Source organism: Ancylobacter dichloromethanicus (assembly GCF_018390645.1).
Lineage (GTDB): Bacteria > Pseudomonadota > Alphaproteobacteria > Rhizobiales > Xanthobacteraceae > Ancylobacter > Ancylobacter dichloromethanicus.
Genome location: NZ_JAHBGC010000017.1, coordinates 210,593 through 223,836, shown reverse-complemented (window position 1 = coordinate 223,836; position 13,244 = coordinate 210,593). Strand labels below are relative to the sequence as shown.

The following is a 13,244-nucleotide window of genomic DNA, read 5'->3' as shown; positions in this document are numbered from 1 at the left end:
CGGAAGCCGTGAATCACACCAGGCTGGCGAAGCCAACCGCTTTATGGGTCCGAGCCCTAGTTCAACCGTTCTATAATGCGCTCATGCGCGATTGATGGCAAGGTGCTGACGTAATGAATGGACGGACGAAAGAATGGCCAGACCGAGGGAGTTCGACGAAGCAGCGGTGCTCGACGCCGCCGTCCATTGCTTCTGGAGCCGCGGCTATGAGGCGACCTCGGTTCGCGACCTGATCGAGAGCACGGGGTTGACCGGGGCCAGCATCTACAATGCCTTCGGTGACAAGCGGGCCTTCTACCGCAGGGCGCTCGCCCATTATGTCCAGGAAAGCATCGCCGATCGCATCCGGCGCTGCGAGGGCATGGCGCCGCGCGCGGCTATCGACGCATTCTTCGCGGAGATTCTGAAGCGCTCGCTGAGCGACAAGGATCACAAGGGTTGCATGCTGGTCAACGCCGCGTTGGAGGTTGCACCACAGGACACGGAATTCAAGGAAGACGTGGCCGGCGTGCTCAACCAGCTTCAGTCGTTCTTCCTCGGATGCGTCGCCGCCGGACAGGCCGACGGTACGATCACCACCGCTTTGACAGCCGACGAACTTGCCCGCCATTTGCTCGGCGTCTTGATGGGTGTGCGCGTGCTGGCGCGCGTGCGACCGGAAAAAGAGGTGCTCGAGGGCGTCATCAACGGCGCTTTCGCCCTTCTCGATGGCGGCGTGGATCGAGCGGCATAGGCCGGCACAATCGCTCCCTCGCATCACCACTTCAGGAAACGCCGGCCGAGGCCGTAACCCGCCGCTGACACCATGGCGAAGGCTATGGGGTACCATAGGGCCACGAAGAGGGGGCTGTCGTCGTCGCAATTGGCGGCATAGAACGTCGCGGCGATGGCGGCGGCGCCGAGGCCGGCAACGGCGCCGGTCAGGCCCGGACGGGTGGGCGCGCCGTGGCGCAGCGCGGCGATGAGGCAGGCGAGCGGCCCCAGCGACAGCAGCGGAATAAGGGTGAGGCAGAAGCGGGCATTGTGGCCGATCATGCTCGCCTCCCATGTCTGTGGCGGCCGCGCTCCCAATTCGAGGGCGACCGCAACCGCGAGCAGCACCGGAGCCAGGGCCAGGATCGTCAGCGCCCGGCTGCGACGCGTGCCGGGACAGGACATCGCCCATGCCATGCTGGTGGCTCCCGTTGCCAGTGGGACCGTGATCGCGAATTTGAAGAGAAACCGGACCGTCTTCAACGCCTGGTCGACATCCGATCGAACGCCGATGAACGAAACGAAGGTCAGTCCCGCGATCAGGACTCCGCCCATCGCCATCATCACGAAGAGGGGGCGGAATGGCCAGTGGGGGGTGGCGTCCTGCGCCAGAAGCTCGATGAGTTCATCGGTCTTCACGTCGGCCTCCAGCATCACGCTCATGCCAGGAGATACGCAGGACGACGCGCTTTCGTTACAGTTCTGTGGCCGCCTCAAGGCAAGACCGGGCCGATGGCGGGTGTTCGCAGAACGGCATGCTCACCAGCGCAGCAGGCTCCGCCCGCCCGCATAGCCGGCGAGCGTCATCGCCAGGATACCGAGGCTGTACCAGACGGCGACGAAGAGCGGGCTGTCATCCGGGCAGTGCGCCGCATACCACGTCGCGCCGATCGCTCCCGCCGCCAGTCCGGCAAAGGCCCCGGTGAGACCGGGATATGTCGGTGCGCCCTGGCGGAGCACGAGCAGCAGGCATGCCAACGGTCCCAACGCCAGCAGGGGGATCGTGCGCAGGCAGAAAGCGGCATTCTGCCCGACCAGACTGGTCATCCACATCTCGGGCGGAAGCACATAGAGTTCGCTGGCTATCGCGCCGACTGCAAGTGCCGACACCGCGACGAGGACCCAACGCCAGATGCCGCTGCCGGCAGCCGGTTGCGCCATCGCCAGCGTCACCCCGGCCGCGCCGAGCGCCAATGGCAGCATCAGGGCGAACTTGAGCGGGAAACGGGGTGTCCCGGCCGCCAGCGCGAAGTCCGGGCGCAGCCCCACGGTCGTGAAGAAAACGGCACCGGCGAGCACCACGCCGCAGAACAGGGCCGCGATGTACAGCGTGCGAAACGACCATTGCGGCGCCGCGTCCCTGGCCAGCAGATGGATGAGATCGTCCGTTTTCACGTTTCGCACTCCCGATGCGCGGATGGGTTCCCCCGCCCGCGCCTGCGCAATGTTCAGGGGGCTCGGCCGACCACCCCAGATAGGCCTGGCGACGACATCCCGCTAGCTCCGCGCCAATATGACCACGCCGACGAGGATGATGCCGATCCCGGTCGCGCGGGCTGGCGACATCGGTTCCCCAAGCAATTGCCATCCCGCCAGCGCAACCAGCACAAATCCGAGCGCGAGGAAAGGATAGGCGAAGGAGACCTCGATGCGGCCCAGCACGTAGAGCCAGGTAAGAAGGCTGAATCCATAGCAGGCCAGCCCGGCCAGAATGGCGGGGCGAAAGGCCAGCTCGGCGAAGCCGGCGAGCACCGAAGCGCTTCCCGACTGGGCGGCCGATCGGGCGCCGATCCGCAGCAATATCTGCGCGAACGCGTTGAGCGCCACGCTGGCGAGAATCAGGCCGATCAAGGCGGTACGCGTCATCCTGCTGCCACGCGTGGTCGCGCCGGCAGCTCTTGCGAAAGGGCGGCCAGTTCGGCCATGCCATCGGCGAAATCGACCGTGGGCGTCCAGCCGAGCTCGCGCCGCAGCCGGGAGGAGTCGGCGGTTATGTGGCGGACATCGCCGAGACGGTACTGGCCGGTCACCACCGGTGGCGGGCCGTCCAGCGCCTGCGCCAGCGCCTGCGCCATGTCGCCCACCGTCCGAGGGGTGCCGGAGCCGACATTGTAGGCCCGGACGCCCTCGGTATGTCGCTCGCAGGCGCGCACGGTCGCTGCCGCGACGTCCCGCACATGCACGAAGTCGCGCCGCTGCCGGCCGTCCTCGAACACGCGCGGGGCCTCGCCTCGGCGCAGCGCGGAGGTGAAGATCGACGCGACACCGGCATAGGGCGTGTCGCGCGGCATGCCGGGACCGTAGACATTGTGGTAGCGCATCATCGCCGCCGAGCCGCCGGTCGCCCGCGCCCAGTTGGCGGCGTATAACTCCTGTGCCGCCTTGCTGGTCGCATAGGCGTTGCGCGGGTCGAAGGAGGTCTCCTCATCCACCAGCCCGACGGCAAGGGGGCGGGCGCAGATCGGGCAGGGGGGCTCGAAATCGCCGGCGACGAGCGCGCTTTCAAGCCGTGGGCCGGGCCGCACGGCGCCATGCTCGGGGCAGCGGCCGAAGCCCTCGCCATACACCACCATCGAACTGGCCAGCGTCAGCCGCGACACCCCCGCCCGCGCCATGGCGGCGAGCAGTTCGGCGGTACCGACGTCATTGGAGGACGCATAGTCCGGCATGTCGTCGATATCGACGCCCAGTCCCACCTTGGCGGCGAGATGGATGACGGCATCGACGCCGTTCACCGCCTCCGCCACGAAGGCCGCGTCGCGCACATCCCCCACCCGCGCTTCGACGTCGCGGGGCGCCGCCCATGCGGCGCCGGAGCGATGCACGTCCGGCCGCAGGGAATCGAGCGCCCGTATCTCGTGGCCGCGCTCAAGCAGTTGCGCGAGCACATGCCGACCGATGAAGCCGGCGGCGCCGGTGAGGAGGACGTGCATGACTTTCTCCCTGATCGATCAACGACGCGCCACGGGAACCGCCGCCGACTCCGCGGGGCGCCCGGCGGGCTGGTGCCGCGCCAGGCGTATGAAGGTGGTGGAGATCTTCCATGCCGCGCTCAGCCCGGCGACGAGATTGCCGGAGACCTTTGACTGTCCACCGCGCCGGCAACGATGGTCGACCGGCACTTCCAGACAGCGCAGGCCCGCTCCCGCCGCCCGCATCTGCATTTCCAGGTTCCAGCCATAGGTCTGCTCGCGCATGCCGAGTGCGACGAGACGTTCGGTCCGCATCGCCCGCAGCGGCGACATGTCGGTGCAGCGCACGCCATAGGTCAGGCGCAGCAGCACGCCGGCAAGCCGGCCCGCAACGAGTTGCTGGGGCGTCATGGAGCCGGGTTCGCGCTGCCCGCGCAGCCGCGAGCCCATGACGAAATCCGCCGTGCCGGCCGCCACCGGCGCCACGACCAAAGGGATGAACGCGGGCACGTCGCTGCCATCGCCATCAAGGAAGCAGACGATGTCGCGTTCGGTGCCCACCGCCGCGAGCCCGGCGGCACAGGCCCGGCCATAGCCGCGCACCGGCTGGGACACCACGCGTGCCCCTGCGGCGGCGGCCCGCTCGGCCGTGCGGTCACGCGAGCCGTTGTCGACGACGATCACTTCGCCCACGCCCTCGGCGAGCACCTCGCGCACCACCGCCGCAATGGCGTCTTCCTCGTCCAGGCAGGGAATGACGACGGCGACGTGCCGGAGAGCGTCCTGTCCCGTCATGCCGCACCTGCCTGCGCGGGTTGCGCTACGGTGAGGGATGCGCGGCGGCGGCGTACGAAGGCGGCGGTGCGCGCGGCCGGCTGGCGCGCGAGATCGGCCGGCGCGAAGGCCAGCGGCAGCCCGTCCAGTTCCTGCTCCAGGAGAGCATAGGATGCGGCGTCGTCGACATCGTACCAGGGCGCGAGCTCGACGATCGGCAATTCGATCTCGCGGGCGCGCTGCAGCGTCAGGCGATACACGTCCGGCGTGCTCCACGGAATGTCCGCGAACAGGTGCGGATGCGGGCGCGAAAGGCCGATGAATGTGTAGCCGCCATCCAGTGCCGGGCTCAGCACCGCCCGGTCGCCGCTCTTCAACAGGTCGACCGCCTGCCGCAGCACCGCCTTCGGCAAGGTGGGGCTGTCGGAATTGATGAGGATGGCGCCGACATGCCCGCGCGCGAGCAGATCGGCGATGCCCTTGTCGAGCCGCTGGCCGAGATCGCCCTCGCCTTGCAGCACGAGGCCGAAGCTGGACGGAAGCAGCCGGGTCAGCGCCGCTTCCGATCCAGCCGGCGTGTAGACGGCGTAACCTTCCGCATCGCCCTCGGCGCCAAGCTCGGCGATAGTGGCGGAAAGGTCGGAAATGAAGCAGGCGGAGATTTCCGCGCATTCCTCGGGGCGCAAGGGCGGCGACAGGCGGGTCTTGGATTTACCCGGCGCGGGCGTCTTGCAGATGATGGCCACTGCGACAGTCGACATGATGCGTTTCCTCACATGCGGGTCAGAAGGTCGAGCGAGTCGGCAAGGTCGCGATACAGATCGTTGGGGTCTTCAAGGCCAACGGAAAGCCGCAGCAGGTCGTCCGGGCAGGGCGAGCCTTCGCCCTCGATCGAGGCACGGTGCTCGACGAGGCTTTCGATGCCGCCGAAGGAGGTGGCCCGGCGCCACAGCTGGACCTGGGCGGCGGCGGTGATGGCTGCGGCGGCCCCGCCGCGCAGGCGCAGGGACAACATGCCGCCGAACCCGTTCGGCATCTGCCGTGCGGCGATGGCGTGGCCGGGATGGTCCGGCAAGCCAGGATAAAGGACGGCGCCCACCGCCGGGTGTCCGAGCAGCCGCTCGGCGATCAAGGCGGCGCTGCGGCTCTGTTCCTTCACGCGCAGGTCGAGCGTGCGCAGGCCGCGCGTCAGCAGCCAGGCGTCGAAAGAGCCGAGCACGGCCCCCTGCTGGTCACGCATGTCCTTGATGCGCAGCCAGAGTTCCGAACGGTCGGCACTCGCCAGGGCGCCCGCGACCACATCCGAATGGCCGTTGAGATACTTGGTTGCCGAGTGCATCACGATGTCGGCGCCGAAGACGAGCGGATTGGTCAATACCGGCGTCGCAACGGTCGAATCGGCACAGACCATGGCGCCGGCACGATGGGCGAGATCCGCCACGGCGGAGATGTCGGTCACGGTCCAGAGCGGGTTGCTCGGCGTTTCAATCCAGATAAGCCCGGTTTTGCCGGGGCGGAGGGCAGATCGAACCTCGTCGAGCCTCGACATGTCGACGAAGCTCACCTCGTGACCGTAACGATGGGCGGACAGCAGCCATACGCGCAAACCCCAGTACATGTCGCGCGGCGCCACAATGTGAGTCGGTGGCAGGGCCACGAAGACGGCCGCCGCCGCCGCCATGCCCGAGCCGAACAGCATGGCATCCCGGGCATGTTCGAGCTCGGCTATCTGACGCTCGGCCTGCTGGACCGTGGCGTTGTCCTTGCGGCCGTAGACATGGCCGGAACTGTAGCCGTTGTCGGGATCACGGGCATAGGTGGTGCTCATGTCGATCGAGGGCGTCAGCGCGGTCGACGGCGGCCGCCCGACGCCGAGCGCGCGGGTGGCCAAGGTGCGGGGCATAAAACGGCGGGAGGGACGGTCGTCCATGGAACCTGCGATCGGTGGAGCAGCCAGAGCCAAGCGTGACGCGCGCCGGCCAAAGGTCGGACGCGTGTTGTATCCTCTACGCAGGGGGAGGCGACTTCGTTACAGCACGGCGTTATTTTTGGAAGCGGCCGGCGTCTGGCGCGGGGGCCGAGGCGATCGACCTCGGTGCCGGCGCGGTGTCGCCCGACCTCCGGAAGAGCGGGATTGCCTCAAGGCAGCGCGCCAGAAACGCCGCCAGCAGGGCGCCGGTCAGCACCGGCCAGAGCAGGAAGCTCCAGTCCGGCTGGAACTGCGCGGCGATGAGCGGGGTGATCCCCGCCGGCGGGTGAAAGCAGCGCAGCGCCATCATCAGGGCCAGCGCGACCCCGACCATGCCGGCGGTCGCGAGTTCGGACACCGGCCACAGGTGGTGGCCGCACAGCGCCACCACCCCGCAGATCATGTGACCGCCGACAATGGCGCGGCTGCTGGACGGGGGGCTGCCCGGCGCGCCGCACACAAGGACGAGGGTTGTCGCGAAGGGAAAGGCCGCAAGAGCCATCCCCGACGTCCGCGCCACGACATGCAGGGTGAAGACCGAGGCCGCTACGACCACGGCGGCGGCGGCGATGCCGATCCGCTCGCGCCGGCGCGCCATCCTGTCCCGGTCCTGCCCGTGCGTCGACGCGGCGTCAGACACGGCCGCCCGCGGTCCGCATCGGCTTCGCCTGCTCGGCGCGGACCAGATCCGGCAATTGGGAGAGCGTCTGCACCTCGAAATCCGCCGATTCGGCGTAGGTCTCCTCCTGCATCCTGAGCGCCTTGAACATGGTCAGGGGGGTGATCGGGCGAGCCTCAAGCTCGCGCGCCAGCTTCTCCGTCGGCAGTCGGGCGACGCGCGCGACGCGGAAGCCGAAATTCTTCGCGCCGCCGACGTCGAAGCCGTTGGACGACACGAACAGGACGTTCTCCGGCTTCACCCCGAGAGCCTCCTCCACCATCTCGTAGGCGCGGGGATGGGGCTTGAAGACCGCTTTGGAGTCGACGCTGATCACCGCGTCGAAAAGCTCGGCAAGACCGGCATTGGCGACGAGACGCTGCAGCATGCCCGGCGCGCCGTTGGAGAGGATGGCGAGCCGGAGCGGGGCGAGGTCCTTCAGGCACTGGGACGCATCGGGATAGGGCAGAAGCCGGTTATAGGTGTCGGCCATCTCGGTGAGGAAGGCGGCGTCCGGCTCGCGGCCGAGCGTGTTCAGCGTATAGGCCAGGGCTTCCTGCGTCACGCTCCAGAAATCCTGGTAACGCCCCATCAGCGAGCGCAGCCAGCTATATTCCAGCTGCTTCTGTCGCCAGACCTGGGTGATGTACTCGCCATAACCGGGATAGGCGCGCTCGGTCGCATCGGCGACCGACTGGACGTCGAACAGCGTTCCATAGGCATCGAAGACAACGGCTTTGATCATGTCACATCTCATTTTCAGCGGTGGGCGGGGCCGGTCGACGCGTCGTCGCGCAGGCCGGTGTTCGCGCGGAAGATGACTTCATCGAACTGCGCCTCCGAAACCGGGTCGCGCCGGGACAGAAGCGAGCCGAGGACGGCGCCGAGAAAGCCGATCGGCACGCTGGCAATGGCGGGGTTCACGACCGGAAACAGCGCGTCGGCGCCCATGAAGGCCGGTCCGACCATCGCCAGCGCCACCGAGGAGGCCAGCCCCGCCGTCATGCCCGCGACGACGCCGGCAGTGTTGAACCGGCGCCAGAACAACGACAGAACGATGACAGGAAAATTAGCGCTGGCCGCGATCGAGATCGCGAGGATGACCAGCACCGCGACGTTGATGCCCTGGGCCAGCAGGCCGAACAGGATGGCGAAAGCGCCCACCGCGAGGGTCGCGATCCGCGCCACCTTCACCTGCTCGCGCTCGCCGACCCTACCGCCGCGCATCACGTTCACATAAAGATCATGTGCGATCGCGCCGGACGTGGAGAGCGTGAGTGCCGCCACGACGGCCAGGATGGTGGCGAATGCCACGGCGACCACGATGGCGAGAAAGATTTCCCCGCCGATGCTGCCGGGACCGCCGCCAAGATATTGCGCCAGCAGCGGCAAAGCGAGATTGCCGCCCTTGTCGGCGGCCCGGATGACGTCCTGCCCGACCAGCGCCGCCGAGCCGAGGCCGATCAAGGTGGTCACGAGGAAGAAGGCGCCGGCCAGGAACATCAGCCACACCGCCGAACGCCGTGCCGCCTGGGCGTCGGGGACGGTGTAGAAGCGGGTCATGACGTGCGGCAGGCCGGCGGTGCCGAAGGCAAAGCTCAGCCCGAGCGAGAGCTGATCCAGCGGATGCTTGAGATAGTTACCCGGCGCCAGCAACTGTGGCCCGTAACGCGCCTCCGCCGCTGCGAATACGGCGAGAGGATCGAAGCCGAACTGCGCGAGAAGCAGGGCGACCAGCACGGTGGCGGTTCCCAGCAGCGGGACAGCCTTGATGATCTGCACCCAGGTCGTGGCCAGCATGCCGCCGAACACGACATAGACCAGCATGCCGACGCCGACGCCGACGACGACGATCGAGATCGCGTAGGGCACGCCGAGCAGCAGCTTGATCAGGGCGGCCCCTCCCGCCATCTGCGGTACCAGATAGGCGAGGCTCACCACCACCGTGCCCAGCACCGCCGCGAGCCGTGCCTGCGGTCGCTGCATGCGGAAGGCGATGACGTCGCCGAGCGTGAAACGGCCGGTGTTGCGGACCGGCTCGGCCACCAGCATCAAAATGGCGAGGAAGGCGACGAGCGCGCCGGCGGCATAAAGCGACCCGTCCATGCCGTAGAGCGCGGCGAGGCCGGAGAAGCCGAGAAAAGCCGCCGCGCTCATCCAGTCGCCGGCGAGCGCGAACCCGTTCTGAATGGGGCCGAGATTGCCATGCGCGGTATAGAAGTCGCTGGCGGTACGGGTGCGCCGCGCCGCCCAATAGGTGATGCCGAGGGTGACCGCGAGGATCACCACGAAGATGGCGAGGGAGAGCATTTTCATCGCGTGCCCTCCCGCATGGCGGTGTCGCGCGCGGCGGCGGCGAGCGGATCGAAGCTGCGATGGGCCGCGAGCATGTAGAGCAGGGCGGCCGCCCAGGTCACGAGATAGATGCCGATGATCAGCACGTAGCCGATATTCAGCGCGCCGAAGGCCTTGGCCGACATGAACGGGCGGGCATAGCCGGCCAGCAGCAGCGTCAGGAAGAAGAAGCCGAGCGACAGGCCCAGCAGCCAGCCGATGGTCCGGCGTTTGGCCTCGATCAGCCGGCGAAAGGTGGGGGCCTCGACACGCGCATGCCAGTCGGGCATGCGGGGAGTGGGAGGGGGCGAGGCCCCCGCGGCCGGCGCGCGCGCCGGGGCGGACAGGATTGTCATTGGGCGCTTCCTTTGGTCTTGTTGTGGGCCTTGGTCCTGCGGCGCGGCGCCGCAATCTGACCCGCCATTCCTTGCGCAACTTGCGTGCCAGTCCCGCGAGTCCTGTAACGCCAGATAGTTAGCCGAAATGGCTCCCCCTTATTGATGCAGTAATGCATCGTTTGATGCGATTCTGCATCGGAATGAATGTCATGCGCATGCCCGTCCATCCCCCGGCCGCGACGCCGGATCTGCCGCTGACCGGGAGCGATTTCAGCGAGATCATCCGCAATTCGTTCGATGGAATTTTCGTTGCCGATGGCGAGGGGCGCACGCTGCTGGTCAATCCGGGCTGCGAGCGCAATTATGATTTTCGCGCCGAGGACGTGGTCGGCCGGCTGGTCGCCGAGCTTGAGGCGGATGGCCTGATCCGCCCTGTCATCGCCCCGCGCGTCATCGCCACCGGCCAGCGTGTGACCGCGATCCAGCGCACCCATACGGGCAAGACCATTCTCGCGACCGGGACGCCGCTCTTCGACGAAGAGGGGCGGGTGCGGCGCGTCATCATCAATTCGCGCGATACCACCGAACTCGATCAGCTTCAGGCCGAGCTTTCACGCATCCGTCACGATCTGGCGCGGGCGGAAACCGAAGTGGCGCAACTGCGCCTCGAAGGATTGCCGCCGGACGGCCCGATATTCCATGGCGACGCGACGCGACGGATCGCCGATCTGCTGCGGCGTGTGTCGGCCTCGGATGCCACCGTGCTGCTGACCGGCGAGTCCGGTGTCGGCAAGGAGGTCTTCGCCCGTCTCGTGCACCGCGAGAGCCCGCGTGCCAACGCCGCCTTCATCAAGATCAATTGCGGGGCGCTGCCGCGCGACCTCATCGAATCCGAGCTGTTCGGCTATGAGGCCGGCGCGTTCACCGGGGCGCATAAGAACGGCAAGCCCGGCATGCTGGAACTGGCCAATCACGGCACGCTGTTCCTCGACGAGATCGGAGAGCTGCCGCTCGACATGCAGGTCAAGCTGCTCCACGTGCTGCAGGACCGGACCGTCGCGCGGCTGGGTGCCACCCGTCCCATGCCGCTCGACATCCGCATCGTGGCCGCGACCAATCGCGATCTGGCCCGTGCGGTCGAGGCCTCGGCCTTTCGCGCGGACCTGTTCTACCGCCTCAACGTGGTGCCGGTGGTCGTGCCGCCACTGCGCGAGCGGCGCGGGGATATTCTTCCCCTCGTCCGTCAGGCGCTTTCCGGCTTCAACGCGCAATATCGTACCCAGAAACGGTTTTCCCATGCCGCCGCGCTGGTGCTGGTCGCCTATGACTGGCCCGGAAACATTCGCGAATTGCGCAATCTGGTCGAGCGGATGGTGGTGACCTCGCCCGGTGCCGTGATCGAGGCCGAGGAACTGGGAATCGTCGTGGCGCCACCGGCTCCCGAAGGCGCCGAAACGCCGCCTGGCGAGCGGCTTGGCGGTGAGGGACCAAGCCTCGACGAACAGGTGCGCCGTTTCGAAACCGCTCTCATCGAGAGCGCTCTGCAGCGTTTCTCCACCACGCGGGCCGCGGCGCGCCATCTCGGGGTGAGCCAGTCCACCATCGTCCGGAAATTGAAGGCCAAGACCGAGACCCGGCGCTGAGGCCGCCCCAGGCGGCGCGGACCCCTCTTGTTTATTTTTAGAACGAACGTTTTAATTGAGGAATATACCTCCTCCGACAGGGCGTTCACCACATGAGGCATCTCAGGCTTCCGGCCTTTCCGCTCCCCACTGCCGAGATCGACATGATCGGCTGGACCATTTCCGACCTGCAGGCCGGCTATCGGGCGGGACGTTTCTCCGCTTCGGATGTCGCGGCGACATGCCTGGCGCGGATCGCCCGGCTGGAGCCCTATCTCAATGCCTTCATCAGCGTGAACATGGCGCTCATGGAGGATGCCGCCCAGGTCGACGCGGAGTGGCGGGCCGGGGTGAGAAAGGGCCCGCTCCATGGGGTGCCCATCGTCATCAAGGACAACATGAACATGGCGGGCGTGCGTACCACGGCCGGCTATGCGGGCTTTGCCTCGGATGATCGGGTCGTCGACCCGTCCGGCGGGGTCTTCAACGGCCTCGACCTGATACCCGAGCGCGATGCCAGCGTGGTAGCGAGGCTCAAACAGGCCGGCGCACTGATTGTCGGAAAGAGCAATCTGCCCGATTTCGGCCTGGACGGGCTGCGCGCCGATTCGAGTTACAATGGCGATACCCTCAACCCGTACAATCCCCGCTTCGCGCCGGGCGCGTCGAGCACCGGGAGCGCGGCGGCGGTCGCGGCCGGATTTGGCCTCGCATCGCTGGGCACCGACACGGCCGGTTCCATTCTCTTCCCGGCCTCGGCACAAAGTCTCGTCGGCTTGAAGCCGAGCTTTGGCATGGTGCCGATCGACGGCGTCTTCCCGGGCCTGTCCAGTCATCACGACGTGGCGGGGCCGATCGCCAAGACCGTTTCCGATGTCGCAGTTCTGATGGACGTTCTGGCCGGGCCGGCAGCCGCCGACCCGCGAACCGGGCGTCGCACGGACAAGCCGGACTTCGCCTCCGTGCTCGATGCCGATGCCCTCAGGGGAGCCCGGATCGGACTGTTCGAGCCGGGGCAATGGGCCCCCGACCTGCATCCCTCGGTTGCCAGGCATTACCGGGTCATGACCGATGTGCTGACAAGGCTCGGCGCCGAACTCGTTCCTGTGGTGTTTGCCGATACGGACTGGCGGGTACGCTGGAAGAGCCGGACCTCGTTCGTCGCTACGAATTCCTATCTCGCTGGCGTGGATGCCTTCCTTGGCGCTCTGGGCGGTTCCAATCCTTCGTCGCGATCCGCTTTCAAGGAGCGCGCCGGCTTTGAGATCGGTGTCGCCACCACCGCTCCCCTGCACGGGCTACTTTCGGACGCGAACATAAATGTCGGCGCCGATGATGCCGGCATGATCGCCGTCGTCGAGCAGGCGGGCGCCTTGCGCGCGCACTATGAGGCGATCCTGCGCGACAAGGGCATCGATGCGCTGTTCTTCCCCCGCTCGGTCAGCCCGCTCCCCGATATTGGCGGTGATACGCTGGCCTATCTCGGCGATCAGGTCGTCGGCACCGAGATCAATGAGATGGGCCTTCCGGTCGTCACGGTTCCCGCCGGTTTCCTGGAGGATGGACGCCCCATCGCGATCGACATTGTCGGGGCCGCCATCGACACCGACGCGGCCATTCTGGCCTTCGCCCATGCCTTCGAGCAGGCGACGCTGCTGCGACGGTCTGCGGCCCTGCCCGGTTGACCGCGGCCCTTGCCGAAACGCCCGGTCCCAAGGCAATCGGCTTGCGGACATGCCGGAGAAGGGCGTTCGTCACGCTATCGCCGCAACCCTTCCGGAGATATAGATCGGACACAATAAAACGGCCCGATTGAAGCCGGCGGAGCGGGCACGAGGCGTATGGCCGGTTTCTCCAGTCGGTGACGCCGCATCTGCGTGCCAT

At 67.3% G+C, this 13,244-nt stretch carries 14 protein-coding genes; 3 read left to right on the top strand and 11 right to left on the bottom strand.

All coding sequences use genetic code 11. The annotated features are described in order from the left end of the window. The first annotated feature begins 166 nt into the window (after positions 1-166). Positions 167-733, top strand: coding sequence for a TetR/AcrR family transcriptional regulator (locus tag KHC23_RS08580; protein ID WP_309299188.1), 567 nt, complete (start codon positions 167-169; stop codon positions 731-733). Between the two features lie 23 nt (positions 734-756). On the opposite strand, the gene KHC23_RS08575 is transcribed toward KHC23_RS08580, so the two are convergent. The 11 genes from KHC23_RS08575 to KHC23_RS08525 form a co-directional block, all read right to left on the bottom strand. After that, on the bottom strand, positions 757-1,416 hold the full coding sequence (locus KHC23_RS08575) for an NrsF family protein (RefSeq protein WP_246544442.1): 660 nt from the start codon (positions 1,414-1,416) through the stop codon (positions 757-759). Positions 1,417-1,512: 96 nt separating this feature from the next. Then, positions 1,513-2,148, bottom strand: a complete 636-nt coding sequence (locus tag KHC23_RS08570) for an NrsF family protein (RefSeq protein ID WP_213371453.1) — start codon at positions 2,146-2,148, stop codon at positions 1,513-1,515. 102 nt (positions 2,149-2,250) lie between these two features. Beyond that, positions 2,251-2,619 carry a DMT family transporter gene (locus KHC23_RS08565; protein WP_213371451.1) on the bottom strand — a complete coding sequence of 123 codons (369 nt, stop codon included), beginning with the start codon at positions 2,617-2,619 and terminating at the stop codon, positions 2,251-2,253. Beyond that, positions 2,616-3,686, bottom strand: coding sequence for an NAD-dependent epimerase/dehydratase family protein (locus tag KHC23_RS08560; protein ID WP_213371449.1), 1,071 nt, complete (start codon positions 3,684-3,686; stop codon positions 2,616-2,618). Before KHC23_RS08560 ends, KHC23_RS08565 begins: the two co-directional genes overlap by 4 nt. An 18-nt stretch (positions 3,687-3,704) precedes the next feature. After that, a complete protein-coding gene (locus tag KHC23_RS08555) occupies positions 3,705-4,460 on the bottom strand; it encodes a glycosyltransferase family 2 protein (RefSeq protein WP_213371447.1) in 756 nt (251 codons plus the stop codon). Continuing rightward, complete coding sequence (locus KHC23_RS08550) at positions 4,457-5,200, bottom strand: TIGR04282 family arsenosugar biosynthesis glycosyltransferase (protein ID WP_213371445.1); 744 nt, start codon at positions 5,198-5,200, stop codon at positions 4,457-4,459. The genes KHC23_RS08555 and KHC23_RS08550 overlap by 4 nt, the downstream gene beginning before the upstream one ends. Before the next feature lie 11 nt (positions 5,201-5,211). After that, positions 5,212-6,369 carry a trans-sulfuration enzyme family protein gene (locus KHC23_RS08545; RefSeq protein ID WP_213371443.1) on the bottom strand — a complete coding sequence of 386 codons (1,158 nt, stop codon included), beginning with the start codon at positions 6,367-6,369 and terminating at the stop codon, positions 5,212-5,214. 112 nt (positions 6,370-6,481) lie between these two features. After that, positions 6,482-7,006: an HPP family protein gene (locus KHC23_RS08540; RefSeq protein WP_213371441.1), complete on the bottom strand. Its 525-nt coding sequence runs from the start codon at positions 7,004-7,006 to the stop codon at positions 6,482-6,484. Between the two features lie 34 nt (positions 7,007-7,040). Beyond that, entirely contained in the window at positions 7,041-7,811 is a 771-nt protein-coding gene (locus KHC23_RS08535; protein WP_213371439.1) for a haloacid dehalogenase type II, read from the bottom strand. A 14-nt stretch (positions 7,812-7,825) separates the two neighbouring features. Continuing rightward, positions 7,826-9,382, bottom strand: coding sequence for a solute symporter family protein (locus KHC23_RS08530; RefSeq protein WP_246544441.1), 1,557 nt, complete (start codon positions 9,380-9,382; stop codon positions 7,826-7,828). Beyond that, positions 9,379-9,756 carry a DUF485 domain-containing protein gene (locus tag KHC23_RS08525; protein ID WP_213371437.1) on the bottom strand — a complete coding sequence of 126 codons (378 nt, stop codon included), beginning with the start codon at positions 9,754-9,756 and terminating at the stop codon, positions 9,379-9,381. Before KHC23_RS08525 ends, KHC23_RS08530 begins: the two co-directional genes overlap by 4 nt. 191 nt (positions 9,757-9,947) lie before the next feature. On the opposite strand from KHC23_RS08525, the gene KHC23_RS08520 reads away from it, so the two are divergent. Together KHC23_RS08520 and KHC23_RS08515 are read left to right on the top strand one after the other, a co-directional pair. Next, positions 9,948-11,381: a sigma-54 interaction domain-containing protein gene (locus KHC23_RS08520; RefSeq protein ID WP_213371435.1), complete on the top strand. Its 1,434-nt coding sequence runs from the start codon at positions 9,948-9,950 to the stop codon at positions 11,379-11,381. A 92-nt stretch (positions 11,382-11,473) separates the two neighbouring features. Next, on the top strand, positions 11,474-13,045 hold the full coding sequence (locus tag KHC23_RS08515; RefSeq protein ID WP_213371432.1) for an amidase: 1,572 nt from the start codon (positions 11,474-11,476) through the stop codon (positions 13,043-13,045). Positions 13,046-13,244 lie beyond the last annotated feature (199 nt).